We start from the raw sequence: 26,417 nt of genomic DNA on the forward strand, positions 1-26,417 counted from the left end.
AGTTGATCCATGACAGCACGCGTCCTCGTCGTCGATGACCTTCTGCCCAATGTGAAGCTGCTCGAAGCCAAGCTGCGGGCCGAGTATTTCGAGGTCGTCACGGCTTTGTCCGGCCAGGAGGCCATAGAGGCGGCGCGGGACCATCAGCCCGATATCGTGCTTCTGGACGTGATGATGCCCGGCATGGACGGGTTCGCGACCTGCCGCGCGCTCAAGGAGGACGGCGCGACCTGCCACATCCCCGTGGTCATGGTCACCGCGCTCGACCAGCAGGCCGACAGGCTGGCGGGACTGACCGCCGGGGCCGACGACTTCCTGACCAAGCCGGTGCAGGACGTGGCGCTGTTCGCCCGCGTGCGCAGCCTCACCCGCCTCAAGCAGATGACCGACGAGCTGCGTCACCGCCATGCGCAAGGGACGGAACTCGGCGTCATTACGCCCGCCGCGCTGGACGAGCTGGGCGACGAGGATGTCCGCGTCATGGTCATCACCGACGAGGCGGAGATCGAAGGGCTCGCTTGCGGCGTCGCCGAGCTGCCCACCACCTGCGAATTCGACTATGTCTCCGACGGGCGGGCCGCGCTTGCCACCGTGCGCGAGGATCCGCCCGGCCTGATCCTCGTCGATCTGGGCATGGAGAGCTACGATCCGCTCCGCCTGTGCTCTGCCGTGCGCAGCTTCGAGGATTCGCGGATGGTGCCGATCCTCGCCATCGCGCGCAGCGTGGACACGAAGAAGCTCGTCCGCGCGCTCGACATGGGCGTGAACGACTACATCATGCGCCCGCTCGACCCGCAGGAATGCGCCGCCCGCATCCGCACCCAGCTCAAGCGCCTCCGCTATATCGAGAATCTCCGGGCGAGCTTCCACGAGACGCTGGAACTCGCCGTCACCGATCAGCTGACGGGGCTCTACAACCGCCGCTATCTCGCAACGCAGCTTCCGCGGATGATGAAGGACGCGCGGCGCAATCACCGCCCGCTTTCGCTCATGATCCTCGACATCGATCACTTCAAGCAGGTCAACGACACCTATGGGCACGAGGTCGGCGACGCTGTCCTGAAGGAGACGGCGCGCCGGCTGCACCTGTCCGTGCGCGGCGTGGACCTCGCCTGCCGCTATGGCGGAGAGGAATTCGTGATCGTCATGCCCGAGACGGACGACAATTTCGCGCAGATCGTCGCCGAGCGGGTCCGCGAATCCGTCGCCCGCGATTCCGTTCTGCTCGATGACGGCCGCGAAGTGCCGGTGACGACGTCGATCGGCGTCTCGAGCCTCGCCGTCGACGATTTCGAGGAAACGCCGCAGAGCCTTCTCAAGGCCGCCGATGACGCGCTCTACCGCGCCAAGGAAGAAGGGCGGAACCGCGTGGTGATGCGGGCGGCCTGACTGCTCAGAGCCGACGCATGGCGTCCGCGGCTTCGCGGCTGCCGAGGATCATCTCGCCGCGCCAGTCGCGAAGGTCCTTCGCGCCGCCGTCCCGGCTCATCGGTTCGAACCGCTCGAAACGCTGCCAGCCGCCGCCGGTCCTTATCCAGACCTCGCAGCCCGCCGCGAGCGCGAGGCAGACGCCGCCCGCCACGTCCCACAGATTGAGCGGCTTGAAGCGCGCGCCTTGCAGGAGCCCCGCCGCCACCAGAGCGCATTCCAAGGCCGCGGAGCCGGTTTTCCGGCCATCGAAGGGCAGGGACGCCGGATCTGCGAGGTCCGGCACGCCTGCCAGGCGGCGCCGCACGGCCGGATTGGGCGGGTTCCTGTAAGGAATGCCGTCGAAGGACAAGCCGCTGCCCCGCCGCGCGGAATAGACGCCGGGACGCAGCGCATGGGTCGCCGAGCACCAGACGGCGCCCGCCATGGGCACGCCGCGATGCAGCACGCCGATCGTCGCCGCGAAGAGCGGCAGGCCGTTGACGAAGTTGGAGGTGCCGTCGATCGGGTCGATCGCCCACGCCCAGTCTTCGCCGAGGCCGGGACGCTCTGGCGATTCCTCTCCGATCACGTCATGGCCGGGATAATCCTCGGCGAGCTTCGCCCTCACGATGCGCTCCACGTCGTGATCGACCTCCGAGACCGGGTCGCGGAAGCTTTCGGGGCCGCTGTCCTTGTAGGCGACGGCGAAGCCCCGGCCGAGGGCCGTCTCGATCTCCGCCCCGGCGATGCGCGCGATCTCTGCGGCGTCCTGCTCGATGCGGTCGAGCCGATCGGGATCTTGGTCGGGCATGGTCACGCCTCCGGACACAGAAGGATGGATCGCTCATTGCCGACGCCGAAACGGAGATCGGCAGCGGCCTCGAACCTTGGGAATTCGTCGCCGATGCGCAGCGCCTGGCCGTCCCAGCGCAAGGAGGCGGTCCGGGCGCGACGGATTTGAAGGGGCGGAGCGCCTGCCGCGCCGTCCGCGATCCAGTCGGCGAGCGGCGCTGCCTCCTCGGCATAGGCGATGTCGAGAAGGCCGTCATCGGTTCGCGCCCGGGGCGAGAGCAGGAGATCGGGACCGCTCATCGGGATGTTGAGGATTTCGGCGAGCGCGACCTCGCCGACGGTCTCGCCATCGAGCGTCAGGAGGCTTTTCCGGTCCTTCGACTCGCGCAGCACGTCGCAGACGCGCCTGCGGGCGTGGCGTATGGGGTGTTCGGCATCCTTGAGCGCCTCGGGCTCGGCCGAGACCTGCTGCATGCCGCCGCATAGGGGGCCGAGGCCCGCCGATTCGATCATGATCTCGCGGCCGAATGGTCCTTCTGCCCAGCAGAGCTCGATCACGCGGCGCGAGGCCGTCCGCCATTTCCCGGCAAGCAGGCCTGCATCGGCGCGCAGTCCGAAGCTGGAGGCGATATTGTTGGCGGTTCCGATCGGCAGGATCCCGACAGGCACGGAGCGGTCGGGCTGGGCCTTGAGAAGCTTGGAGACGGTGCCGTCCCCGCCGGCCGCGACGAGGAGGTCGAAGCGCTCGCCGAGCATGCCGGGAAAATCGTCCGAATGGCTGTCGCAGAGGCGGACGTCATGGCCCGCACGCGCGAAGGCCGCTTCGATGGCATCGCTCGTGTGCTCACCGCCGCCCGAGCCGGGATTGTAGATGATGCAGGTCCGCATCCTGCCCGAACAGCGCAGTCTGCGGAGGAGTTCGGCGCCTAGAGGGCGAAGGCTGCGGAAACTGCCCGGCCGGACGAGGCCGGCCGGGCGAGAGTCCTCAGACCGAGTAGTACATGTCGAATTCGACCGGGTGCGGCGTCGTGTTGTAGCGCACCACCTCTTCCATCTTCAGCGCGATATAGCCGTCGATCTGGTCGTCGTTGAAGACATTGCCCTTCTTGAGGAACTCGCGGTCCGCATCGAGCGCGGCGAGCGCCTGCTCGAGGGAGGAGCAGACCGTCGGAATGCCCTGGGTTTCTTCGGGCGGCAGGTCGTAGAGGTCCTTGTCCATCGCCTCGCCCGGGTCGATCCGGTTCTCGATGCCGTCGAGGCCCGCCATCAGGAGCGCCGCGAAGGTGAGGTAGGGGTTGCCGGCGGGATCCGGGAAGCGCGTCTCGATCCGCTTCGCCTTGGGCGAGGAGACGTAGGGAATGCGGATGGAGGCCGAGCGGTTGCGCGCCGAATAGGCGAGCATGACCGGCGCTTCGAAGCCGGGCACCAGGCGCTTGTAGCTGTTGGTGCTGGCATTGGCGAAGGCGTTGATCGCCCGCGCGTGCTTGATGATGCCGCCGATGTAGTGGAGGCAGGTCTCCGACAGGTCGGCATAGCGGTCGCCCGCGAAGGTGGGCTGACCCTCGTTCCAGATCGACTGGTGGACGTGCATGCCCGAGCCGTTATCGCCGAAGACGGGCTTGGGCATGAAGGTCGCCGTCTTGCCGAAGGCGTGAGCGACCTGTTTCACCACGTATTTGTACTTCTGCATCTGGTCGGCCATGTCGACCAGGGTCGAGAATTTCATGCCGAGCTCGTGCTGGCTGGGCGCGACCTCGTGGTGATGCTTCTCGGGCTTGATGCCCATTTCGGCCATGTAGAGCAGCATTTCCGAGCGCAGGTCCTGCTCGCTGTCCACCGGCGGGACCGGGAAATAACCGCCCTTGGCGCGCGGGCGGTGGCCCATATTGCCGCCTTCATAGGGCGTCGCCGTGTTGTAGGGCCCTTCGCGGCTGTCGATGGCGTAGCCCATATGGTCCTGATCGGTGGAGATCTGGACGTCGTCGAAGATGAAGAACTCGGCTTCGGGGCCGAAGAAGGCGGTGTCGCCGATGCCGGTCGATTTCAGATAGGCCTCGGCCGCCTTGGCCGTCGTGCGCGGGTCGCGGCTATAGGGCTGGCCCGTATCCGGCTCGAGAACGTCGCAGACGACCGAGAGGGTCGGCTGGGCGAAGAAGGGGTCCTGCACCGCCGTCGACGTGTCCGGCATCAGGATCATGTCGCTTTCGTTGATCGTCTTCCACCCGGGGATGGAGGAGCCATCGAACATCTGGCCGTCTTCGAAGAAGTCCTCGTCGACCATCGCCACGTCGAAAGTGACGTGGTGATAGGTGCCCTTGGGATCGGTGAAGCGCAGATCGACGAACTTGATGTCGTCGTCCTTGATCGTCTTGAGGACGTCTGAAGCGGACATAGGATACCTTCGGTGGCGAAAAGGAACCGGACGGTCCCTCGGGTTGGATGTGGGGCAGCATGCGAATCTGGCCCTGGCGGGGCAAGGAAAACTCTCAGAAACGCGATTAACCGCTCCCTTGCGCGGTGTGCGCGCGCGAAACTATCGCCAAAAGACAGGATCGCAAAATATTTCGCTCACCCGCTGCGCGTTTGCGCGCTCGTGCCCTTCTGGCCGATCTTCGACTCGGTCCCCGCGCGAAGGCGGGCGATGTTCTCTTTGTGCCGGTAATAGACAAGGGCGGTCATGAAGACCGCCGCCGCGGCGAAGGCAAGCTCGCCGAAGGCGAGGAAGAGGACCGGCGCGACGAGCGTCGCGGCGAGAGCGGCCGCCGAGGAGTAGCGCGTGATCCCCGCTCCGATCAGCCAGACGAGCGCGCAGAGGCCCGCCACCCGCCAGTCGAGGGCGAGGCCGGTGCCAAGATAGGTCGCGACGCCCTTTCCGCCGTGAAAACCGAGCCAGACCGGAAAGCAGTGCCCCAGAAACGCGCCGGCGCCCGCCAGCGCCATCGGGCCGGAATTCCAGTCCGAGAGGAGGCCCGCCACGACCACGGCGATGGCGCCCTTGGAGGCATCGAGGACCAGCGTGGCGAGGGCGAGTGCCGGCCGCCCGGTCCTGTAGACATTGGTCGCGCCGATATTGCCCGACCCGATCTTCCGGATATCGCCGAGGCCGGCCATCCGCACGAGGACCAGGCCGAAGGGGATGGAGCCGAGCAGATAGCCCAGCACGAAGGTCACGATTTCCTGCACGGTCAGCCTTTCAATGTCTCGAGCACGGCGATCCGCGTCGCGACGCCCTGGCGGACCTGGGAGAGGATCAAGGAGCGGTCGGGGTCGTCCGCCACCCCCGACGCGATTTCGATATCCCGGTTCATCGGCCCCGGATGCATGACGAGGGCGCCGGGCGCCGCGGCGGCGAGCGCATCCCATGTGACGCCGTAATCCCGGTGATAGTCCGCGCTGCCGGTATAGAGGTCGCGCTCCATGCGCTCCTTCTGGACGCGCAGCGCCATGACCACATCCGCGCCCGACAGCCCCTCGGCCCTGTCCGTCGTGCGGCTCGCGCCGGGCAGGCGGCCTTTGTCCGGCAACAGCTCTTCTGGGGCGACGAGCCGCACCTCGGCGCCGAGGCGCAGGAAGAGCGGCACGCCCGAGGCGGCCACGCGGCTATGCGCGATATCGCCGCAGATCGCGATGGTCAGCCCCGAAAGGCCCTCATCCGCCCGCCGCCCCGTGGCATGCAGCAGCGTCGCCGCATCGAGCAGCGCCTGAGTCGGGTGGCCATAGGCGCCTTCGCCCGCATTCACGATCGACGTCCCGTAGCCCGTGTCCCGCGCCGCATCGAGCGCCGCGCCGATGGCGCCGCTCTCGCCCGAGCGCAGCACGATCAGGTCCGCCCCTTGCGCGCAGAGCGTCTGGATCGTGTCGCGCTGGCTCTCGCCCTTGTGGATCGAGGAGGCGACGACGGGCACGACCGAGACGATCGCGCCCAGATATTTGCCCGCCACCTCGAAGGAGAGATTGGTGCGGGTCGAATCCTCGAAGAACAGGTTGAACTGCAACCGCCCCTGAAGGGCCGGAGGGATCTCCTCGTGCCGGTCGAGCTGTGCCCGCCGGTCGAGCGAGAGGTCGAGGAGCGCCCGGACCTCCTCATCGGAGAGGGCGCCGAGTTCGGTCAGATGCTCCATCACGCTTCCCTTTGGCCTGCCGCGCGCAGGCGGTCCAGCGCGCCTTGCAGGATATGCGCGGCGGCATGGGCGTCGATGATGCGGGCCCGCTTCGCCCTCTTCGTGTCGAGCGCGATCAACTCCCGCTCAGCGGCCGCCGTCGAGAGCCGCTCGTCCCAGAAGGCGACCGGCAGGTCGCTGTGGCGCGAAAGGTTGCGGACGAAGGCGCGGGCGGACTGGGCGCGGGGTCCCTCCGTGCCGTCCATGTTGAGCGGCAGGCCCATGACCAGGCCCGCGGCCCTGCGCTCGGTCGCAAGACGCAGGAGCTCCGTCGCATCGGCGGTGAACTTGGACCGCTTGATCGTGGTGACCGGCGACGCCAAGTTCCTCTCGGGGTTCGAGACAGCAACACCGATCGTCTTGGTGCCGAGGTCGAGGCCGATCAGCGGTCCCGGCGGAAAGCGCGCGGCGGCGGTGAGGAAGGCAGAATCCATGATCGGTGTGTGTGCCGCTCTCATGCTCTTCGCAAGCGTCTCGGACGCGAGCAATGATGCGTCTGCCGCCGCGGCGCGCGAATCGCTCGAAGAGGCGAGCTGGGCCTTCGCCTATTGGCAGGGACAGGTGGAGGCGGTGTCGCCCGCCTTCGCCCTGCCGCGCGCGCCGAAGATCTCCTTGCGCTTCAAGCAGCGCGCGCATGAGCCCGCCGGCGCGATGACGCTCTTCGCCTATGCCGATCCCGGCGCCGTCACGCTGGAACTCAGCGGCAGCGGCTGGGAGCGGCGAACCGCGCATGGCGAGACGATCCTGGCGCGCAATGCGGCCCATGAAGTCGCCCATGTCCTGCAATATCGCCATGGCGAAGCGCACCGCGCGCCGCGCTGGCTGCATGAGGGCTTCGCCGATGCGCTCGCCCACGAGGTCATGGCGGATGAAGGCCGCGCGGAGGGCTGGGGCGGGGGAGAGCGCTGCGCGCGCGTCCTGCGCCGCGCCTCTGTGCGGAGCGCCCAGAACGGCGGCGACGAAGCGGCCCTTTACGACTGCGGCTCCCTCGCGATCCGCGCCGTGGCCGATGCCCGCGAGGAGAGCGTGCAGGATCTCTATGCCGCCTTCGCGGAGAACGGCCTGACCGAGGAAGCCTTCCTCGCGCTCGCCGCCGAGGCGAGCCCGCGCTTCCGCCGCTCGGTCGAGGCCTTCCTGCGCACCGACTATTCCCTTGCCGATCCTCTATGGGTCCTGCGCGAGCTTCGCGCTGGACGCCTCTAGCACCGCCTGATAGCTGACCGGCCCATGAGCATCGACGAAAAGACGGTCGCCAAGGTGGCCAAGCTCGCCCGCATCGCGCTGCCCGAAGAGCGGCTGGCGCCGATGACGCACGAGCTGAACGACATTCTGAACTGGGTGGAGCAATTGCAGGAGGTCGACGTCGAAGGCGTCGAGGCCATGGCGTCCTGCGTCGACGCCGTGCTGCCCCTGCGCAAGGACGCGCTGGCGCAGGACGAGACCGGCGGCGGCCAGCCCGAAGCGGTCACGAAGAACGCGCCGCGGACGGAGGATCACTTCTTCGTCGTGCCCAAGGTGGTCGAGTGATGACGGACATTCCCGAACTGACCCTCGCAAAGCTGCGCGACGCGCTGCGCGCCAAGGACGTCTCCGCGGCGGAAGCGGCCGAGGCCTATCTCGACCGCGCGGAGGGCGCATCGGCGCTCAACGCCTTCCTGCGCATCGACCGCGAGCGGACCATGGCCGCGGCGAAGGCCTCCGACGAGAAGCTCGCGCGCGGCGAAGGCGGCGCCCTCGAAGGCGTGCCCCTGGGCATCAAGGACCTCTTCTGCACCAAGGACGTCGAGACGACCGCGGCGAGCAGGATCCTCCAAAGCTTCGTGCCGCCCTATGAGAGCACGGTGACGGCCAATCTCGCGCGCGACGGCGCGGTGTCGCTCGGCAAGCTCAATCTCGACGAATTCGCCATGGGCTCGTCCAACGAGACCTCGGCCTATGGGCCCGTGATCAATCCGTGGCGCAGGACCGGCAAGGACGACAAGCTCAGCCCCGGCGGCAGCTCGGGCGGCTCATCGGCCGCCGTCGCCGCGCATCTCTGCGCCGGCGCGACCGCGACCGATACGGGCGGCTCGATCCGCCAGCCCGCCGCGCTGACGGGCACGGTCGGCGTGAAGCCGACCTATGGCCGCTGCTCGCGCTGGGGCATCGTCGCCTTCGCCTCCTCGCTCGACCAGGCGGGGCCGATCGCGCGGCATGTGCGCGATTCGGCGATCCTGCTCCGCTCGATGGCGGGTCACGACCCCAAGGACTCGACCTCCATCAATGCGCCCGTGCCCGATTTCGAGGCGGTGCTGGACCGGGGCGTGAAGGGCCTGAAGATCGGCATCCCCGAGGAATACCGGCTCGACGGCATGCCCGAAGAGATCGAGGCGCTGTGGCGGCAGGGCGAGGCCTGGCTGCGCGATGCGGGGGCGGAGGTCCGGGAGGTCTCCCTGCCGCTGACGAAATACGCGCTCCCGGTCTATTACATCGTGGCGCCCGCCGAGGCCTCCTCGAACCTCGCGCGCTATGACGGCGTCAAATACGGCATGCGCATCGAGGATCGCGACATCCAGGAAATGTACGCCAAGACGCGGGCCGAGGGCTTCGGCGCCGAGGTTCAGCGGCGCATCCTGATCGGCACCTATGTCCTCTCGGCGGGCTATTACGACGCCTATTACCTGCGCGCCCAGAAGGTGCGGAAGAAGATTGCCGACGAGATGAACGCGGTGTTCGAGGACGTCGACCTCCTGCTGACGCCCTCCGCGCCGTCGGCCGCCTTCGGGCTCGGCGAGAAGACCGACGATCCGATCCAGATGTATCTCAACGACGTCTTCACGGTGACGGCGAATCTCGCGGGCAATCCGGGCATCTCCGTGCCCGCGGGCCTCGACGGGCAGGGCCTGCCCCTCGGCCTCCAGCTCCTCGCCCGGCCGATGGACGAGGAGACCATGTTCCGCGGCGCCTATGCGCTCGAACAGGCCGCAGGCTTCACCGCCCGGCCCGGACAGTGGTGGTAGGCCCTCAACAAGCGCTTTCTTCCTCCAAGCGAACCCGAGGCGCCGGCATCCTGCCGGCGCCTTTTTTCGTGCGCGAGGGCGCGCGCTGCGGAACAGGCTTGTAAACGCAGTCGAGTTTGTTATTTAAACCTGACCGGCCGTATCATGCGGCCGTGCTGGGGGAGCCAGCCAGGAGAGAGACATGAATTTCATCGCCATCGCCGCGCCCGCGGTTCTGCTGCTCGGAACGGCCGCCGCCGCGCCGCTCAATGTCACGCTCGAGGGCGTCGAAAGCCGCGAGGGGCCGCTCTACGTCTCGGCGCAGACCGAGGCCCAGTTCATGAAGCAGGAGGCCGTCGCGGGCGACATCATCGAGGCGCCGGAGGCCGGCACGGCCGAAGTCACGCTCGACGTGCCGCCGGGCACCTATGCCGTCATGGTCTGGCATGACGACAACGCCAACCAGGTCTTCGACATGGGAGAGGCCGGCATCCCCCTCGATGGCTGGGCCATGTCCTCGGGCACGGAGATGGACGGTCCGCCGACCTTCGAGGAGGCCGGCGTCGAGGTCACCGATGAGGGCGGCGAGGCCGATCTGACCATGACCTACGGGCGCTGAGCGCGCACCGTCTTGCAACCGACGGGGCGTCGGGCTTGAAGGGAGCAAAGTCCACACACGCGGAAAGTTTCTCGCCATGTCCGAACCCCGCAAGCTGCTCAAAGGCGCAACCGGCGACTGGGAGGTCGTTGTCGGCCTCGAGGTCCACGCGCAGGTCAGCTCGGTCTCCAAGCTCTTCTCGGGCGCCTCGACCACCTATGGCGCGGGCCCCAACGAGAATGTCAGCCTGGTCGATGCCGCAATGCCCGGCATGCTGCCGGTCATCAACGAATTCTGCGTCGAGCAGGCCGTGCGCACCGGCCTCGGCCTCAACGCCGAAATCAACAAATGGTCGCGCTTCGACCGGAAGAACTACTTCTACCCCGACCTGCCGCAGGGCTATCAGATCAGCCAGTACAAGGACCCGATCGTCGGCGAGGGCGAGATCGAGGTCGAACTCGATGACGGCTCGACCGTGATGATCGGGATCGAGCGCCTGCACCTCGAACAGGATGCGGGCAAGTCGATCCACGACCTCGCGCCCGACGCCTCCTATGTCGATCTCAACCGTTCGGGCGTCGCGCTGATGGAGATCGTCTCCAAGCCTGACATGCGCTCCGCCGAGGAGGGCGCGGCCTATTTCTCCAAGCTGCGCACCATCCTGCGCTATCTGGGCACCTGCGACGGGAACATGGACCAGGGCTCGATGCGGGCCGACGTCAACGTCTCCGTCCGCCGCCCGGGCGAGGCCCTCGGCACGCGGACGGAGACCAAGAACGTCAACTCGATCCGCTTCGTCCGGCAGGTCATCGACTATGAGGCGCGCCGCCAGATCGAGGTTCTCGAAGAGGGCGGCACGATCGATCAGGAAACGCGCCTCTTCGACGTGAAGACAGGCGAGACGCGGACCATGCGCTCCAAAGAGGACGCGCATGACTATCGTTATTTCCCCGATCCGGACCTCCTGCCGCTGGAGCTGCCCGACGATCTGATCGAGCGCGTGCGCGCCTCGCTGCCCGAGCTGCCCGACCAGAAGAAGCACCGCTTCATGGACGATCTGGGGCTCTCCGCCTACGACGCCTCCGTCCTCGCCATGGACAAGGACAAGGCGGACTATTTCGAGGCCGTGGCCGAGGGCCATGACGGCAAGCTGGCGGCGAACTGGGTGACGACCGAACTCTTCGGCGTCCTCAACAAGCAGGGCCTGACCATCAAGGAGAGCCCGGTTTCCGCCGCGCAGCTCGGCAAGCTTGTCGGCCTGATCGAGGACAAGACGATCTCCGGCAAGATCGCCAAGCAGGTCTTCGAGCACATGCTGACCGATGATCAGGGCAAGGATCCCGCCGACATCGTCGAGGCGCGCGGCCTCAAGCAGGTGACCGATACCGGCGCCATCGAGAGCGCCGTCGACGAGGTGATCGCGGCGAACCCCGATCAGGTCGAGCGCGTGAAGGAAAAGCCCAAGGCGCTCGGCTGGTTCGTCGGCCAGGTGATGAAGGCGACGGGCGGCAAGGCGAACCCGCAGGCGGTCAACGAGATCCTGCGCGCGAAGCTCGGCGTCGAGTAGCGCTCAGGCGGGGCGGCAGGCGCCCTCGGGCAGGACGAAGCGCTCGCCGCTTTCCTGCAGGACGAGGGCGCAGGTCCCGCCCGTCAGCACGAGATCGTAGACGGTCGGAACCGCGACGCTCCTCGTCTCGCGCGGGCCGGGACGGGGCGGCAGCACGACCACCCGGCTCGCCTCCCGCGGATCGGGCTCGCCGAGCGCGACCGAGGAACGGCCTAAGGCATGCGCGACGAGCGCGGCCGCTTCCGCCTTGCTCGTCGCGGTCAGAACGGCCGGAGCCTCCGTCATCGTCTGGCATCCCGTCAGGAGGAGGGCGCAGAAGGCCGCCCGGCAAGGGCCGGTCACAGCCTGCCCCCTTCGTTCGGCAGGCGCATGTCCCGGTTGACGGTCATTGGATCGACCAGGACGGGAAGAGGCCGGCCCTCTGCGAGGGAGGGCGTCTGGCTGGCCGGGCTGCTCGCCCTGCTCGACGCGGTCGCCATGCCGCCGAGGCATTGTCCCGTCTCGCGGTAGTCGAGGGCGGCGCGAAGCAGCGCCTCGGCCGGGTCGCCCAGATCGGCGGAGAGGTCGTCGGGAGCGGTGCAGCCCGGCACGCTCTCGGCATAGATCGCGCCGCTGTTCCGGGGCGTGAAGCCGTTCGGATAGTCGCCGAACCCCTTATTGTTCACGCCCTGAAACTGGATCGTGTAGTAGGTCTCGCCGCAATTGTCCGTCGGATAGAAGCCGTAGGGCTTGCCGCAGGTCGTGTCTCCGATCAGCACGACCTCGAAATCGACGCCGCGCAGCGCGTTGATGACGGATTCGCTGGCGCTGCAGGTGGCCTCCGTCGCGAGGACGTAGACGCGCCGCAGGTCGAGGCGGGGCAGCGGCGTCCCGTCGGCCACCGAAAAGCCGAGCGCCGTCGCGAAGAACGGCGTGGGATCGTTGAAAGCCCCCGTCACCGGATTATACGCGCCCGCATCGTCGTTGAAGCGCAGGCGCTCGAAGGTCCGCCCGCTGGTATAGCCCGGCCCCGCGATCATGTAGCTGAGCTGGGAGGCGATCGCGAGCAGGCCGCCGCCATTATAGCGCAGGTCGAGAACCAGATCGTCCACGGCCGCCGCCTCGAGCTCCCTCATCGCATCGATGAGGGCCTCTTCGGTGGAATAGGGGCTGAACGTGTTCAACAGGAGATAGCCGACCCTGCCCCCCGGCTGGTCGAGGGCCTCGACCCGTCCGACCGGCACGGTCGAGACGGCGGCGGCGGTCAGCATGATCTCGCGCGGTTCGGGATCGCCGGGATCCTCGACCAGGAAGCTGTGCACCTCGCCCACGGCGTCCGGGTAGAGGCCGGCGAGGAGCGTGTCGATCTCCGCCGCGGTGTCGGCCCAGACGAGGTCGACACCGTCCACCTCAAGGATGCGCGATCCCCGCACGAGCTGCTGCTGCCCGTCCACCACCGCAGAAGCCGGCGTTCCGGGGTCGGTGTAGAGCACCCGAACATCGCGCGGCGGGCGCGCGGCATAGGTCCGGATGCGCGCGCCATAGCCGGCGCTCGGCGCGGCGTTGCGGTCGGCGAGGAACTGCTCGGTCGGTTCGCTGAAGTGGAACTGGTCCTTCGGCGCGCCGGAGGGGGTCACCGCCGTCGTGCGGAGAATATCGAAATAGGCGAGGCGGCTGTCATAGGAGGCCGGGTCCTCATCGGGCACCTCGTCGTTCCAGAGATAGGTCTCATGCGTCCATGAGCGCAGCCAGAAGTTCTCGATCGTCGTCGAGCCGGGCTCGTCGGGATAGGGATTTCCTTCGAGGTCGACGCCGCTGCGCGGAATCTCGCAGCGGTCCTTGAACCGGCTTGCCGCCTCGAACACACCCGGCTGCCATTCGGGCTCCGACGAACTGACAGGGGGCGGGGCCGGGGGCGGCGGCACATAGCCGCCGCTGTCCGAGCCGCCGCCCGAACAGGCCGCAAGGCCGATCAGCGCTGCCAGGGGAAGGCTCCCCGCCTGCCGTAAAAATCGGTCGATCATGTCCCGCCCATACCCGCGCATCCCTTTCGGAAAGGTAGGACGGCGATTTCGCCTGCGCCAAATGACGTTTTGCGCAAGTGTCTTACAGGGCCGGCTGTCCTGCGACGGGATAGCGGCAGCGGCGCGTCCGAGCGTCTTGGCGCCTTGCAAAAGCCCTTGGATGAGCCTCTTGTCATGCACGGTTCTCATTCCGATATTCGATAAATCATCGGAAGGGGAACCCGTCATGACCACTCGCCTCGCTGTGCTTCTCGCCTCGCCGCTCCTCCTGTCGCTCTCCGGCTGCATCGTCGTCGTCGACGGGCAGGGGCCTGCGTCGTTCCGGACCGATTTCCAGTCCGGCCGCGCGGGGCCGCCCTCTCCGGCGGAGGCGGTTCTGGAGGATATCGAGGGGCTGCAGGCCTCCGCCGGCACCGATGTGCGGGTCCGCAGCGGTGGCGAGACGAGGATCGTGCTCGACGAGCGCGCGCAGGAGCGCACGACCTATGCGGTCGAGGACGGAATTCTTGAGGTCACCTGCCGCAAGCCCTGCGGCAGAGGCGATCGCGGGGTCGCCACGGTCTATGTGCAGGACCTGTCGAGCCTGCGGGCCAGTTCCGGTGCCTCGATCCGCGTGGAGGACGCTCTTCCCGCCGCGCAGCGGCTGAGCGTGCGGGCAAGCTCTGGCGGAAGCCTCGACGCCCGCCGGATCGAAGCCAGCCGCGCCGAGGCGCGCGCCAGCTCCGGCGGCTCGGTCCGTCTCACCGTGACCGACAGGCTCGACGCCAGCGCATCCTCCGGCGGCAGCGTCAGCTATTGGGGCGATCCTTCGGTCGACCGCTCCACCAGCTCCGGCGGCTCGGTCAGCCGCCGCGGCGGCGCCTGAGTCAGCGTCCCGGCTGCAGATGCCGGGCGGGGTCGTAATCCCGTCCGGCCTCGCTGTGCCGCTTGAGGCGATTGCCGACACGCGTATAGCCGCAGCGCGGATCGGCGAGGCCGTCTTCCTCCCACGGATCGTCGGCGCCATAGCGGCGCGGCGGACGGCCGCCGCCGGTCACAAGGACCGAGCGGAAGGTCATCGTCGCATCTTCCCATCGATGCCGGCGCAGATTGGCCGAATAGGCGAGATGCAGGTCCTCGTCGATGAGGACGTGCCGGTTGTCCGGCGTCTTCTGGGCAGGGGGCTCTTGGATGAAAGCGTTCCGGGGCCTGTCCTTCTGCGGGAAGAGACGAGCGACGGGGCGCGTTGCAGGAGCAGTCATGGGGCAGGGTCTCCAACGCTACGGGCCTGCCGATAATACCTGAAGTGTCGGGCGAGTTCCCGCTTAATTATCAACCATCTAGTGGCGCTTTTGTGACCGGCCTGCCTTCAAGGTTCCGTGTACGTTAACCTTGCCGAAACCCTTTCTGGAAGGGAATGATTTTAGGGTTTCTTTCCGGCCGGTGACGCCGGTCCGGGCCTGTCCCGAGCGTCGAGATGCGCGGCGAGACGGCAAAATTGGGCCACGCTGACGGTTTCCGCCCGCGCCGTTTCGGCGATGTCCGCCGCGTCCAGCGCCTCGGCCAGCCCCTCATCGAAGACAGGCTTAAGGCTCGACCGGACCATCTTGCGGCGCTGCGAGAACGCGGCCTGCGTGATCCGCTCCAGCGCCGGGAGGGTGTCCGGCAGCGGCGTCGCCTCGAACACCAAGACCGAGCTGTCCACTTTCGGCGGCGGGGTGAAGGCCCGCGCCGGCAGGTGGAAGCCGAGGCTCGGCCTGCTGGCCGCCTGGGAGATCACCGAGAGGCGGCCATAGGTCTTGCCGCCGGGCCCGGCGAGGATGCGGTCGCCCACTTCGCGCTGGAACATCAGCACCATGCGGGACCACCAGCGCGGCCGCGCCGTCAGCCATTTCACGAGGAGCTCGGTCGAGATGTTGTAGGGCAGGTTCGAGGCGATCACCGCCGGGGCCCCGCACAGAAGCGTCGGCTCGTCCGCCCGCAGAGCGTCGGCTTCGGCCCAGGCGAGGCGGCCGTCATGGGCCGCGCGCATCTCTTCGAGAATCGGCATCACGCGGGCATCCCGCTCGATGGCGAAGACATCGGCGCCGGTATCGAGCAGGGCGCGGGTCAGGCCGCCGGGCCCCGGGCCGACCTCCAGCACGGTGTCTCCTCCGCCCGCCCCCGTCAGCCGCGCGATCTTGGCGGTCAGGTTGAGGTCGAGAAGGAAATGCTGGCCGAGCCCCTTCCTCGCGGCGAGGCCATGCGCGCTGATGACATCCCTGAGCGGCGGAAGGGTCGTCACTCCTCCGTCGCCTCCGCATAGCCCGCGCGCGCCTTCGCCATGCCTGCGGCCGCATAGATCGCGCCGATCAGGCTGTCCGGCCGGGCCGCGCCCTTGCCCGCGATCTCGAGCGCCGTGCCGTGGTCGGGGGAGGTGCGCACGATCGGTAGGCCGAGCGTGACATTGACCGCATCGTAGAAGGCGAGGGTCTTGATCGGCACCAGCGCCTGGTCGTGATACATGCACAAGGCGGCGTCATATTGCCGCCGCGCTTCCTCGTGGAACAGCGTGTCGGCGGGGAAGGGGCCCATGGCATCCACTCCGCGTTCCCGCAGCGCCTCTATGGCGGGGGCGATGACGTCCTGTTCCTCAGTACCGATCGTGCCGCCTTCGCCGGCATGCGGGTTGAGGCCCGCAATGACGAGGCGCGGCCTGCCAATGCCGAAATCCCGGATCAGGGATTGGGACGCGGTCAGCCCGGTCCGCACGATCAGGTCGACGCTCAGCGCATCCGGCACGGCGCGCAGGGGCGTGTGGATCGTCACCGGCACCACGCGGAAGGAGCCTGCCGACAGCATCATCACCGGCCCCCGCGCGAAACCCCGGGGCAGGGCGGCCTCCGCCGTGAGCGCGCCGAGATATTCCGTATGGCCGGGATGGGCGAAGCCCGCCTCGGTCAGCGTCTTTTTCTGGATCGGCAGTGTGACCACGCCCGATGCCTCGCCCGACAAGGCGTGCCGCACCGCCATCTCGATTGAGGCGATCACGGAAGGCGCCGTCGCTGAGGTCGGCGCGCCGGGTTCGACATGAAGGAGCGCGTCGCCCCCGGCCTCGACCGGCAGGACCGGAAGCGCGCGCGGAAAGACGCTTTCCGCATCGGCGGGCCGTTCGATCGTCGCCAGGCGCAGGTCGAGCCCGACGAGGCGCACGATCTTCTCGACCCGCGCCGGATCGTCGATCAGGAAGAAGACCGGAGCGCCGCCTGGCGGAGCGTCGGACAGGCGCGCATAGGCCTTGAGCGCGATTTCCGTGCCGATCCCCGCCGGCTCGCCCATGGTGAGCGCGACAGGCGCGGGGTCAGCCACCGGTGGCGATGCGCAGGTCGACGGCGCTGTCCCGCTCCACGTCACGCAGATAGCGGCGCGACAGGCGATCGAGCTCCTCGGCGGCCAGCCGGTTCTCGATCTGCCCGCGGCTGGGCAGGCCGAGGCCTTCGTCCCGCGCGCACATCAGCACGCTGTGGAACGCCGTTTCCGATTCGAGGATATCCGACTGCTCGCCGCGTTCGAGGTCCGCGAGCACGGGCTGGAACTGCGGCGCGAAGGCGGAGGCGGGCATCATGGGCAGGGCGTTCACGCCGACGCCTTCGCCCAGATCCACGCTCAGCGCGTCGCCGGTGCAGGGATTGGCCTGCTTGAGGCGCGCGAATCCCGTTTCCGCCGCCTCGCGGCCGAGCGATTTGGGCGCGCCCGCATAGGCGACCTGATAGGACGGCTCGCCGGCCTCGGCGGCATCCCGCTTCTGGCGCACCGCGACCATCACCATCATGCCGTCCTGCGTCGGAACGGGCAGGGAAACGTTTCCTTCCTGCAGGTTCTGAACGATCTGCGCGATCTCGGGAGACATCTCGGCGCGGCGCAGCCAGCCCAGATCGCCGCCGCGAGCCGCGGAGGGACAGGCGGAGAACTGCTCGGCGAGCGCCTGGAAGGGCACGCCCTGGCGCATCTGGTCGATCATCTGCATGCCGACCTGGCGCATCTGCTCGGCCTGGGCCTGGCTCTCGAGCGGCAGGCAGATCTCGGACAGGAGGAACTGCTCGGTCTGGCTCTGCTCGCGCAGGTCGGCCAGCACGTCCTCGACCTCGCCCTCGGAGATATTGACGCGCGGGCCGTAGCGGCCCTGCACCAGTTCCTCCCAGGCCCGCTCGGCCCGGATCTTCTCGCGCAGCGTCTCGATGGCGATGCCCTGCTGGGCCAGGTCGCGGGCCAGCGCCTCGGGCGAGCCGCCGCCAGAGGCCGCGATGCGCGCCAGCTCCTCGTCCACCGCCTCATCCGGGATCGTCAGCTCGAAGCGCTCGGCCTCCTGCAGCTTGAGCCGCTCTTCGACGAGATCGCGCAGCGCCTGGCGCTGCATCTGGACGAGCGCCTCTTCGGACAGCTGCGCGCCGGAGGTCGCCATCATCAGGCGCACGCGCTGCTGCACGTCGAAGGTCGAGATCGGGTGATCGTTGACCACGGCGGCCACGGCGGTGCCGACCTGCGGCCGGGCCTGCGGCTGCGCCTGGTCCTCGGCCGCCTGCGGCGCATCCTGCGCGGCGGCGGGGGAAGCGGCGAGGCCGGCCGTCAGGCCGCCCATGCCGATCAATCCTGCCGCCAGAAGCGTTCGAAGCATAAGCTCGCTCATGAAATCCTTGCGGGCGCGCGCCCCTGCGGCCCGTGGCCTGGGACACTAGACGCGCCGGGCCATAGTGGAAACCGCCCGCCGGTGAAACTCTCGCAAAGGGAGCGGTCAGCCGGGGCCGGGGGCGCCGCCGGGCATGACAGGGTCCGGATCCGGCCGCAATTCGCGCAAGGCCGCGATGCGCGGGGCGATGTCCTCTTCATAGGATCGGGGCGTCAGCATCCCGACATGGCGGTGCCGGATGACGCCGTTGCGGTCGATCAGGAAGGTCTCGGGCGCGCCGGTCACGCCGAGATCGAGAATGGCCGTGCTGCCGGTTTCGAGGCCCACCTTGGCGTAAGGGTTGCCGAGGTCCCGGAGCCAGGCCGCGCCGGCCTCGGGCGTGTCCTTCCAGTTCAGCCCGTAGATCGGCACGTCGCCGCTCGCCGCCAGCTCCATCAGGAAGGGATGCTCGGCCCGGCAGGGCGCGCACCACGAGCCGTAGACATTGAGGAGCGAGACCTCGCCGCCGAAATCTTCGGCTTCGAGCGCCTCGCCGAAGCCGGGCACGGGGTCGAGCGAGAGCTCCGGCACGGGAGAGCTGATCAGGGCGGAGGGCTGCACCGAGGTGTCGATGCCGAGCCCGCGCACGGCGAAGATCAGGATGACCGCCAGCGTGCCGAGCGGCAGGAGGTAGAGAGCACGGTTCATGGAGAAGACCTAGACGCGGCCGCGCCCCGCCGCAAAGGCGGGGCGCCGCGCGGTCAGAGCGTCTGGTTGAATTCGCCGACCTCGGAATGGCCGGCGAGCACGTCCTGCAGCGCCTTGAACATGGCGTTGCGGTTCTCTTCGGAAGCGGGGCTCTCGACCACGACCACCAGTTCGGGCTTGTTCGAGGAGGCGCGGACGAGGCCCCAGGTGCCGTCCTCGACCGTGATGCGCACGCCGTTGACCGTGTTCACGTCGGCGACCTTCTGGCCGATCATCTCGGTGCGGGTCTTCAGCTCATCGACGATCTTCTCGACGACATCGTATTTCTTGTCGTCGTCGCAATGGGGCGACATGGTCGGCGACTGATAGGTGTTGGGCAGGTCGCGGCGCAGGTCGGCCATGGACTTGCCGGGATTGCGGTCGAGCATCTTCAGGATCGCCGCCGCCGCGACCAGGCCGTCATCATAGCCTCGGCCGTAAGGCGCGCGGAAGAAGAAGTGGCCCGACTTCTCGAAGCCCGCCACCGCCTCGATATCGGTCGTCTTGCGCTTGATATAGCTGTGGCCGGTCTTCCAGTAGACGGTCTCCGCGCCCTGTTCCTTGAGGACGGGGTCGGTCATGAAGAGGCCCGTCGACTTCACGTCGACGACGAATTTCGCGTTCTCGATCTGGGCGGACAGGTCGCGGGCCAGCATGACGCCGATCTTGTCGGCGAAGATCTCCTCGCCCTCATTGTCCACCACGCCGCAGCGGTCGCCGTCCCCGTCAAAGCCGAGCGCCACATCCGCGCCGTGCTCGCGCACCGCGTCCTGCATGGCGTGCAGCATCTTCATGTCTTCGGGATTTGGATTGTATTTGGGGAAGGTGAAGTCGAGCTCGGCATCCATCGGGATCACCTCGACGCCCATGCGCTCCAGCGCCTCGGGGGCATAGGCCCCGGCCGTGCCGTTGCCGCAGGCGGCGATCACCTTGATCTTGCGCTCGATCTTCACCGTGTCCGCGACATCGGCGATGTAACGCTCGCGCATGTCGGGAACGTAGACATAGGCGCCGCCCTCGCGCGGCTTGAACTCGCCCTTCAGCACGATGTCCTTGAGGCGGCCCATCTCGTCGGGGCCGAAGGTCAGCGGCGCCTCGACGCCCATCTTCACGCCGGTCCAGCCATTCTCGTTATGGCTCGCCGTGACCATGGCGACGCAGGGCACGTCGAGTTCGAACTGCGCGAAATAGGCGACCGGCGACAGGGCGAGGCCGATATCGTGCACCTTGATGCCCGCGCTCATCAGTCCGACGATCAGCGCCTGCTTGATCGAGGAGGAATAGCTGCGGAAATCGTGGCCGACGACGATCTCAGGCCGCTTGCCCAGCTCGTGGATCAGCGTGCCGAGCCCCGCACCGAGCGCCTGGATGCCGAGGCGGTTGATCTCTTCTTCGAAGATCCAGCGCGCATCGTACTCGCGGAAGCCGGTCGGCTTGACGAGCGGCGTCATCTCATAGGCCAGCGTATTGGGCTTCAGGCCTGTCTGGGGCGTTGGCAGCATGATGGTTCCTCCTGTTGCCAAAAGGCATACCGGGCGACGCTTGCCGGGCAAAGCGGGCCGTGTGTACTATTCGATCACGCCGCCGTGTTCCCCAGGCCTTGTCGGGGGGCTCTCCACGCTATCCGCCGTTTCGGCCCCTGCCTGCGCAAAGAAGATGTCTGCTCCCGAAGACCTGCCCCTGTCCGACCTCCCCAGCGAGCTGTCCAAGAAGACCGTCGAGAATTTCCCCCTCGCCATGGTCATTTGCGATCCTACGCTTGAAGACTGTCCTATCGTCTACGTGAATACCGCTTTCACGCGGGTGACGGGGTATGCGCCGGACATGGCCATCGGCCAAAACTGCCGCTTCCTGCAGGGCGAGCGGACGCATGAGACCGATCGCAGGATCATCCGCGAGGCCATCGAGGCCGGTGAGGAATGCACGGTCGACATCCTGAACTACAAGGCGGACGGCACGCCGTTCATGAACCGCCTGCTCATCACGCCGCTGCATGACGACGATACGGGCGAGGTCATCTATTTTCTCGGCGTCCAGACGGAACGCTCGCGCTATACGAGCTATGCCGAGCGGGCGCACGATCTCGACGAACGGCTGACCGAGCTTCAGCACCGGGTGAAGAATCACCTGTCCATGATCCTCGCGATGATCCGTCTGGAAGCGGACGGCGCGGAAAGCGCCGAAGCCTTCGCGGATGTGCTGACCCAGCGCGTGCAGGCGATCAGCCTGCTCTATGACGAGTTCGCCACCAACAAGCCCCATCCCGAGCGCAGCACGGACACTGTGGCGCTCGGCGCCTATCTCAGCCGCGTCGCGGGCTGCGTGCATGGCCTCGACGGCCGCACCGCCGTGCGCACCAATATCGAGACCGAACGGCTGGAGGCGGGCCTCGATGCCGCGGGTCGGCTCGGCATGTTCCTGTCCGAGGTTCTGACCAACAGCCTGCAGCATGCCTTCCGGCCAGGGGAGCCGGGCGAGATCCGCGTCGGGCTCGAGGCGACGGATGAGGGCGGCGTCCTCTGCATCAGCGATGACGGCCACGGCACCGAAAAGAATGTCTGGCCGTCGGAGGCGAGCCTTGGCGGCAGGATCGTCCTCAAGCTGATCGAGCGCCTGAACGGAGAGCTTTCGGTCGAGGCCGGGCACGGGCAGGAGCCGGGACGGCCGGGAACCTGCGTCACGCTGCGCTTCCGCCTCTGACCCGAACGGGCCTAGCCTTCCGCAATGGAGGGACCGAAGGCGAGTATGATGCAGGGAGGGAGGGGCGCCAAAACGCGCGGACAGCAAATTGGCCTCATGCTCGGGCCCGTCCTCGCGCTCCTTATCCTGCTGGCCCCGCCGCCCGGGGGTCTGTCTTTCGAGGCCTGGGCGCTGACCGGGCTTCTCGTTCTGATGGTGGTCTGGTGGGTCAGCGAGGCAATCCCGATCCCGATCACCTCGCTTCTGCCGCTCCTGTTCCTTCCGCTTTTCGGGATTGCGGACATGCGCGCTGCGGCGGCGCCCTATTTCAGTCCCATCGTCGTCCTGCTGCTCGGCGGCTTCATTCTGGCGAAATCGGTCGAGCGCTGGGGGCTGCATGAGCGGCTGGCGCTGCTGACCGTCTCCCGCGCGGGCTCCTCGCCCGGCGGGCTCAGCGCGGGCTTCCTCGCCGCCGCCGCGCTCCTGAGCGCCTGGATCTCGAACACGGCCACGACCATCATGCTGATGCCGGTCGCGCTGTCGGTCGCCCATGCCCTGGGGCAGAAGCGGGGGGCGGGCACGCCCCTGACCGTGGCGCTGGTCCTGTCGGTCGCCTATGGCGCTTCGATCGGCGGGCTCGCCACGCCGATCGGTACGCCGACCAATCTCATCGTGCTCGGCGGGCTCGAGGAGATGACCGGGCGGCATATCGGCTTTCCGCAGTGGATGACGGTCGGCGTGCCGACGGTCCTCCTTCTTCTGCCCGCCGCCTGGCTGGTGCTGAACCGGCTGTCGGGCCCCGTGGGGCGGCCGGACGGCGATCCGCAGCGCGTGGTGCGCGAGCGGCTGGCCGGGCTCGGTCCCTGGACGCCGCCGGAGATCCGGACGCTGGCCGTCTTCGCGATCGTCGCGGTCTTCTGGGTCTTCCGCCGCATGCTGTTCCAGGAGCTGGAGCTGTTCGGCCTCCGGCCCTTTGGCGGGCTCACCGATGCGGGCATCGCGGTGGCGGGCGCCATCGCCGTCTTCCTCGTCCCTTCGGGCTCGCGGGAAGAGCGCGGCAGCATGCTGCTCGACTGGCCCGCCGCCTCGCGCATTCCTTGGGACGTGCTCCTCCTTTTCGGCGGCGGGCTGTCGCTCGCGGCGGCGATCACGGCGACAGGCCTCGGCGCGGCCCTGGCCGCCGGAATGGCGGGCCTCGAGCCGCTCCCGGTGGTGGTCATCGCCTTCTTGCTGACGGCAGGCGTCATCTTCGCGACCGAGCTGACCTCCAATGTCGCGACGGCGGCGGCGCTGACGCCCGTCGTCCTCGCGCTCGCGGCCGGGATCGGCACGGAGCCGGTGCGGCTCGCTCTGCCGGTCGCGCTCGCCGCCTCCTGCGCCTTCATGTTCCCGATGGCGACCGCGCCCAATGCGCTGGCCTATGGCAGCGGGGAGCTGTCCATCGCGCGCATGGCGCGGATCGGGGTGAAGCTGAACCTGCTGGGGATCGTCGTGATCGTCGCCGCGGCGCAGTTCCTCGTGCCGCGCCTAGGCTGATCAGCCCCCGCGCCCGCCCGAACGGCCGCCAAAGCCGCCGCGCCGCGCCACAGTGGTGCGCCGCGCCTGCGCGCGCTGGGGCGTCGCGCGGAGATTTCCGGCCTGCGCCTTCTGGACATTGGTGCGGCCGGTCGTGGCTCTCTGGGTCTGCCGATAGGCGCTGGCCGGAACGTAAGTGCCGCCGCGCCCGCCGCGGAAGCCGTAGCCGCCGAGCGTGCGGTAGCCGCCATAGGGGTCGCGGTAATAGGGCTGGGGCCGGGTGAAGTCGTTGATGGCCGAGCTGATGAGGTAGCCCGTCAGGAAGGGCGTCCAGAACCCGCCCCCGCCGCCGGCCTGCGCCACGGGCTGGCGCCCGCAATTGGCCGCGCCGTAATCGGCTTCGCAGGCGGAGAGGTCCGAATAGGCCGGGCCGTAATCCTGGTGCAGGGCGACGGCTTCCTCGTATTTGGCGACGCAGTAATCGTCCTGGAAATAGTCGTCGGCCTGGCATTCTGCGACCGAGGCGTAATCCCTCGCCTCGGCGGGCGGCGCCTCGCCGCCTTCCGGCACGACGAGCTCGCCGCAGGCGGCGCGGGCGAAGACGCCGGTGTCGAGGCAGGCCTGCTCGGTCGGGAAGGTCGGCGCGGGCGGCGCGTCCCGCCGCGCGGCCTCCTCGGGGCTCTCGCAGGCCGCGGCGGCCCCCATCAGGACGAGCGGGACGGCGCGAGAACGTTTCATGGGCGGCCTCCGGTTACCGGAAGAAATGTAGGTGCAGGTGGGGGAGGGGATCAACTCTCCGCTGGCGGCGCCCGCATGGAATCACAGCCCGTAGCGGACCCCGAGGAGGACGGACCGCCCATAGCGCTGGGCCAGGGTCGGACGGTCGGGGTCCGGCCCCTGATATTCGCGCGCGACCTCGTCGGTCAGGTTGAGCCCGTCGAGGCGGAGCTGCAGCCTGTCCGTCACCGCATATGAGGCGCGCAGGTCCAAGGAGCCCGCAGCCCGCTGCGTCGTGTCCCGCGCGGGCGCGCTGCCGAGGCCCGAAAGATAATCCCCGCCCCAGCGATAGCCGACCGAGCCGGAGAAGCGCTTGCGGTCATAGGCGAGGAGGGCGGAGGCCTGCGCATCGGTCTGCTCGACCAGGGTCAGCCCCTCGGTACCGTAGCCCCGCTCGAAGGTGCCGTCCTCGTCGATGACCGTCACGGCGGCGCTCAAGGAGAAGGGCGCAAGGCGCTCCGAGAAGGGGCGCAAGGACCCGCTGAAGGAGAGCTCTATGCCGGTCAGGCCGTACCCTTCCACGTTTTCGGGCCTCGTCACCGCCAAGAGGTCGAGGCCGCCGGGCGGTGCGAGGGCGTCGAGGCCGAACGCCCGGAGCGCCGCGAGCGCCTCTTCGCCCTCGTAAAGCGTCACCTGCGGATAGATCTCGTCGGACAGGGCGTGGCGGAACACGCTCAGTCCGACGACCGCATCGGGGGCCGGGTAGTATTCCGCCGTCAGATCGAAACTGTCCGCTCTGCGCGCATCGAGGCCGGGGTTCCCGATCGTGAGCTGCGCGGCCGTGCCGTCGCTCTCGAAGGCGGCGCGCGGCGCGATCAGGTCGTAACCGGGCCGCCCGACGCGCTGCATGGCCGCCGCGCGAAGAATGATCCTGTCCGTCAGCTGATATTTCGTCACGACAGAAGGAAGCCAGTCCGTCCGGGTGTCGGAGCGCGACAGCGGCATCAGTCCGCCGACGGAAAGAAGCGTGCCGTCCGCACCGAGATCGGTCCGCTCCGCGCGCAGGCCGGCGATGACGCTCCAAGGGCCCTTTTCCCAATGCGCGGAGAGATAGGCGGCGCTCACCGTCTCGGTCAGCGTGAAATCCTCCGCCGTGCTGGCGATCAGGTCGGCGAGGGGATTGCCGGCGAAGGCGCCGGGGTTCGCGGCGAGATAAGCCTCAAGCGAGGTCCCGGAGATGCCGGTCACCGGATAGTCGCCGCGGGGCGTGGACACGAATGCCGTCCGAAGAGGCGACACCGCCGCCAGCGGGAGGCTGTCCACCGGCGAGAGGCGCTGCGAGTCGACCGCGTTACGCCGCTCGGTCCGGCGCCACTGCCCCCCGAGATCGAGGCGCAGCGAGGCCGTCACCGCATGGCCGAGCGCGGCTTTCGCAAGAAGGGCCTCGTCGGAGATCTCCACCCGGTCGCTGCGCCGCTCCTCGATGCCCGCGGCCTCGATCAGCCCTGAGCGCGGCTCCTCGGGAAAGCGGAGGAAATCGTTCCTGACGACATAGGAAAGCGGCGCGGCCGGCGCAGGCGCCGCCGAGTTCCATTGGAGGAACGCTTCGTCATAGGAGCTTCGCGTGGCCGCGAGCGTCCAGGAGGCGGTGGTCATGCCGCTCAGCGCGTGCGTCCCTTCGAGGCTCGCGAGCAGGAGGTCCCTGTCCGCCTCGACGCGTCGAAAGCGCAGGCCGATCCCCGAAAGGGCGGTGCCGGAGAGAATATCGCCCTCGGCGGCCGTAAGCTGGTTCTCGTAGCGGTCCTGCGACATCTCCTCGCCCAGCCGGGCGCCCATCAGCCTGAGCGCGACGCGATGGCCGGGCCGCGGCGCCGCGCCCAGCGTGAGAACCCCGCCGAGGCGGTTCTCGTCCTCTTCGAGGTCGTAGCTGCGCAGCTGCCGGGGAATGGGCGCGCCGGGCAGCTCGCCCCAGCGGCGCTGCTCGCGCACGCCGCGCTCCCTGTCCTCGGCGGACGCGGTGACGGCCAGAACGGCGCCGAACACTCCGTCAGCCGAGCGCTTCCCGACGAGCAGGGTGGCTTCTTCCAGCGCGGTCTTGCCGCCGCCCCCGGCCCGCGCGGAAATCGCGGCAGGAGGCGGGGCCAGCGGGTCGTGGCTGCGCAGGTTCACGATCCCCCCGATCCCCTGGCCCGTCATGGCGGGCAGGGGCGTCTTCACGACCTCCAGCCGGCCGAGAAGACGCGTGGAGAAGAGGTCGAGCGGAAACTGCCGGCCGCCGCCCTCTGCGCCGGGCGCGCCGATCTCCAGCCCGTCGAGGGTCACGGAGCCCAGGGCGGGCCGGATGCCGCGCAGCTGGACATAGCGCAGATCGCCGCCCTCGCTCTGAAGGGTCACGCCGGGCACCCGCGCCAAAGCCTCGGCAAGCTCGCTCGATGCCTGCGCGCGCAGCGTTTCCGCGCTGAGAATCTCGACCACGAGGTCGGCCTCGGCCTCGGCGCGGACGCCGGCGGCGATCGGGCTGTCCGCTTCGACCACGATCTCGTCGATCATGTCCCCGGCCGCGGCGGACTGGACGAGGCTGGCGAGGAGGGCGAGAACGGACATCGGGGACACGGCCTTGTGACGGC

25 protein-coding genes are annotated in these 26,417 nt (G+C 68.4%); 9 read left to right on the plus strand and 16 right to left on the minus strand.

Features of this window, described 5'->3' with window-relative positions; genetic code table 11:
* Window positions 1-9 precede the first annotated feature (9 nt).
* Entirely contained in the window at window positions 10-1,389 is a 1,380-nt protein-coding gene (locus IE88_RS0109110) for a PleD family two-component system response regulator (RefSeq protein WP_031553384.1), read from the plus strand.
* 4 nt (window positions 1,390-1,393) lie between these two features.
* Here IE88_RS0109110 and IE88_RS0109115 read toward each other — a convergent pair whose 3' ends face one another.
* The 6 genes from IE88_RS0109115 to ruvX form a co-directional block, all read right to left on the minus strand.
* Entirely contained in the window at window positions 1,394-2,221 is an 828-nt protein-coding gene (locus IE88_RS0109115; protein WP_031553389.1) for an inositol monophosphatase family protein, read from the minus strand.
* A 2-nt stretch (window positions 2,222-2,223) separates the two neighbouring features.
* A complete protein-coding gene (locus IE88_RS0109120) occupies window positions 2,224-3,090 on the minus strand; it encodes a diacylglycerol/lipid kinase family protein (RefSeq protein WP_031553392.1) in 867 nt (288 codons plus the stop codon).
* A 97-nt stretch (window positions 3,091-3,187) separates the two neighbouring features.
* Window positions 3,188-4,594 carry a type I glutamate--ammonia ligase gene (gene glnA / locus IE88_RS0109125; protein WP_031553395.1) on the minus strand — a complete coding sequence of 469 codons (1,407 nt, stop codon included), beginning with the start codon at window positions 4,592-4,594 and terminating at the stop codon, window positions 3,188-3,190.
* Between the two features lie 176 nt (window positions 4,595-4,770).
* Complete coding sequence (plsY, locus tag IE88_RS0109130) at window positions 4,771-5,385, minus strand: glycerol-3-phosphate 1-O-acyltransferase PlsY (RefSeq protein WP_162178330.1); 615 nt, start codon at window positions 5,383-5,385, stop codon at window positions 4,771-4,773.
* Window positions 5,386-5,387: 2 nt separating this feature from the next.
* Window positions 5,388-6,323 (minus strand): aspartate carbamoyltransferase catalytic subunit, encoded by a 936-nt coding sequence (locus tag IE88_RS0109135; protein ID WP_031553403.1) that lies wholly within the window; start codon window positions 6,321-6,323, stop codon window positions 5,388-5,390.
* Complete coding sequence (ruvX, locus tag IE88_RS0109140) at window positions 6,323-6,796, minus strand: Holliday junction resolvase RuvX (protein ID WP_036766962.1); 474 nt, start codon at window positions 6,794-6,796, stop codon at window positions 6,323-6,325. Before ruvX ends, IE88_RS0109135 begins: the two co-directional genes overlap by 1 nt.
* Here ruvX and IE88_RS0109145 point away from each other — a divergent pair.
* The 5 genes from IE88_RS0109145 to gatB all read left to right on the plus strand — a co-directional run bounded on the left by IE88_RS0109145 (window position 6,795) and on the right by gatB (window position 11,505).
* The gene (locus IE88_RS0109145) at window positions 6,795-7,565 is read left to right on the plus strand and encodes a hypothetical protein (protein ID WP_156032521.1); all 771 of its coding nucleotides are present in this window, start codon (window positions 6,795-6,797) and stop codon (window positions 7,563-7,565) included. The two genes, ruvX and IE88_RS0109145, sit on opposite strands and share 2 nt — an antisense overlap.
* Window positions 7,566-7,589: 24 nt before the next feature.
* A complete protein-coding gene (gene gatC / locus IE88_RS0109150) occupies window positions 7,590-7,889 on the plus strand; it encodes an Asp-tRNA(Asn)/Glu-tRNA(Gln) amidotransferase subunit GatC (protein ID WP_031553412.1) in 300 nt (99 codons plus the stop codon).
* Window positions 7,889-9,361, plus strand: coding sequence for an Asp-tRNA(Asn)/Glu-tRNA(Gln) amidotransferase subunit GatA (gene gatA / locus IE88_RS0109155; RefSeq protein WP_031553415.1), 1,473 nt, complete (start codon window positions 7,889-7,891; stop codon window positions 9,359-9,361). Before gatC ends, gatA begins: the two co-directional genes overlap by 1 nt.
* Before the next feature lie 181 nt (window positions 9,362-9,542).
* On the plus strand, window positions 9,543-9,959 hold the full coding sequence (locus IE88_RS0109160) for a DUF2141 domain-containing protein (RefSeq protein ID WP_051881795.1): 417 nt from the start codon (window positions 9,543-9,545) through the stop codon (window positions 9,957-9,959).
* 76 nt (window positions 9,960-10,035) lie between these two features.
* On the plus strand, window positions 10,036-11,505 hold the full coding sequence (gene gatB / locus IE88_RS0109165; RefSeq protein ID WP_031553423.1) for an Asp-tRNA(Asn)/Glu-tRNA(Gln) amidotransferase subunit GatB: 1,470 nt from the start codon (window positions 10,036-10,038) through the stop codon (window positions 11,503-11,505).
* A gap of 3 nt (window positions 11,506-11,508) precedes the next feature.
* Here gatB and IE88_RS0109170 read toward each other — a convergent pair whose 3' ends face one another.
* Window positions 11,509-11,847, minus strand: coding sequence for a hypothetical protein (locus tag IE88_RS0109170; RefSeq protein ID WP_031553427.1), 339 nt, complete (start codon window positions 11,845-11,847; stop codon window positions 11,509-11,511).
* Window positions 11,844-13,508, minus strand: a complete 1,665-nt coding sequence (locus IE88_RS0109175) for a S41 family peptidase (protein WP_036766964.1) — start codon at window positions 13,506-13,508, stop codon at window positions 11,844-11,846. The genes IE88_RS0109170 and IE88_RS0109175 overlap by 4 nt, the downstream gene beginning before the upstream one ends.
* Before the next feature lie 226 nt (window positions 13,509-13,734).
* On the opposite strand from IE88_RS0109175, the gene IE88_RS0109180 reads away from it, so the two are divergent.
* Window positions 13,735-14,373, plus strand: a complete 639-nt coding sequence (locus IE88_RS0109180; protein WP_031553432.1) for a GIN domain-containing protein — start codon at window positions 13,735-13,737, stop codon at window positions 14,371-14,373.
* Between the two features lies 1 nt (window position 14,374).
* On the opposite strand, the gene IE88_RS0109185 is transcribed toward IE88_RS0109180, so the two are convergent.
* The 6 genes from IE88_RS0109185 to IE88_RS0109210 all read right to left on the minus strand — a co-directional run bounded on the left by IE88_RS0109185 (window position 14,375) and on the right by IE88_RS0109210 (window position 20,381).
* Window positions 14,375-14,749: a hypothetical protein gene (locus IE88_RS0109185; protein WP_031553436.1), complete on the minus strand. Its 375-nt coding sequence runs from the start codon at window positions 14,747-14,749 to the stop codon at window positions 14,375-14,377.
* A 161-nt stretch (window positions 14,750-14,910) separates the two neighbouring features.
* Complete coding sequence (gene rsmA, locus IE88_RS0109190) at window positions 14,911-15,771, minus strand: 16S rRNA (adenine(1518)-N(6)/adenine(1519)-N(6))-dimethyltransferase RsmA (protein ID WP_031553439.1); 861 nt, start codon at window positions 15,769-15,771, stop codon at window positions 14,911-14,913.
* A complete protein-coding gene (gene pdxA, locus IE88_RS0109195) occupies window positions 15,768-16,835 on the minus strand; it encodes a 4-hydroxythreonine-4-phosphate dehydrogenase PdxA (RefSeq protein ID WP_031553441.1) in 1,068 nt (355 codons plus the stop codon). Before pdxA ends, rsmA begins: the two co-directional genes overlap by 4 nt.
* Window positions 16,828-18,153 carry a peptidylprolyl isomerase gene (locus IE88_RS0109200; RefSeq protein WP_031553444.1) on the minus strand — a complete coding sequence of 442 codons (1,326 nt, stop codon included), beginning with the start codon at window positions 18,151-18,153 and terminating at the stop codon, window positions 16,828-16,830. The genes pdxA and IE88_RS0109200 overlap by 8 nt, the downstream gene beginning before the upstream one ends.
* Before the next feature lie 105 nt (window positions 18,154-18,258).
* A complete protein-coding gene (locus tag IE88_RS0109205) occupies window positions 18,259-18,840 on the minus strand; it encodes a DsbE family thiol:disulfide interchange protein (RefSeq protein WP_081871568.1) in 582 nt (193 codons plus the stop codon).
* Window positions 18,841-18,893: 53 nt separating this feature from the next.
* Entirely contained in the window at window positions 18,894-20,381 is a 1,488-nt protein-coding gene (locus IE88_RS0109210) for a phosphomannomutase/phosphoglucomutase (RefSeq protein WP_031553450.1), read from the minus strand.
* Between the two features lie 154 nt (window positions 20,382-20,535).
* On the opposite strand from IE88_RS0109210, the gene IE88_RS0109215 reads away from it, so the two are divergent.
* Together IE88_RS0109215 and IE88_RS0109220 are read left to right on the plus strand one after the other, a co-directional pair.
* Window positions 20,536-21,579 (plus strand): PAS domain-containing protein, encoded by a 1,044-nt coding sequence (locus IE88_RS0109215; protein ID WP_051881799.1) that lies wholly within the window; start codon window positions 20,536-20,538, stop codon window positions 21,577-21,579.
* A 96-nt stretch (window positions 21,580-21,675) separates the two neighbouring features.
* Window positions 21,676-23,094 (plus strand): SLC13 family permease, encoded by a 1,419-nt coding sequence (locus tag IE88_RS0109220; RefSeq protein WP_202900472.1) that lies wholly within the window; start codon window positions 21,676-21,678, stop codon window positions 23,092-23,094.
* Here IE88_RS0109220 and IE88_RS17335 read toward each other — a convergent pair whose 3' ends face one another.
* Together IE88_RS17335 and IE88_RS0109230 are read right to left on the minus strand one after the other, a co-directional pair.
* Entirely contained in the window at window positions 23,095-23,811 is a 717-nt protein-coding gene (locus IE88_RS17335; protein ID WP_031553458.1) for a DUF1190 domain-containing protein, read from the minus strand.
* Window positions 23,812-23,892: 81 nt separating this feature from the next.
* On the minus strand, window positions 23,893-26,394 hold the full coding sequence (locus IE88_RS0109230) for a TonB-dependent receptor (protein ID WP_031553460.1): 2,502 nt from the start codon (window positions 26,392-26,394) through the stop codon (window positions 23,893-23,895).
* Between the last annotated feature and the right edge of the window lie 23 nt (window positions 26,395-26,417).

Origin of the sequence: Parvularcula oceani (assembly GCF_000733125.1) — a bacterium.
In the GTDB taxonomy this organism is placed as follows: domain Bacteria; phylum Pseudomonadota; class Alphaproteobacteria; order Caulobacterales; family Parvularculaceae; genus Parvularcula; species Parvularcula oceani.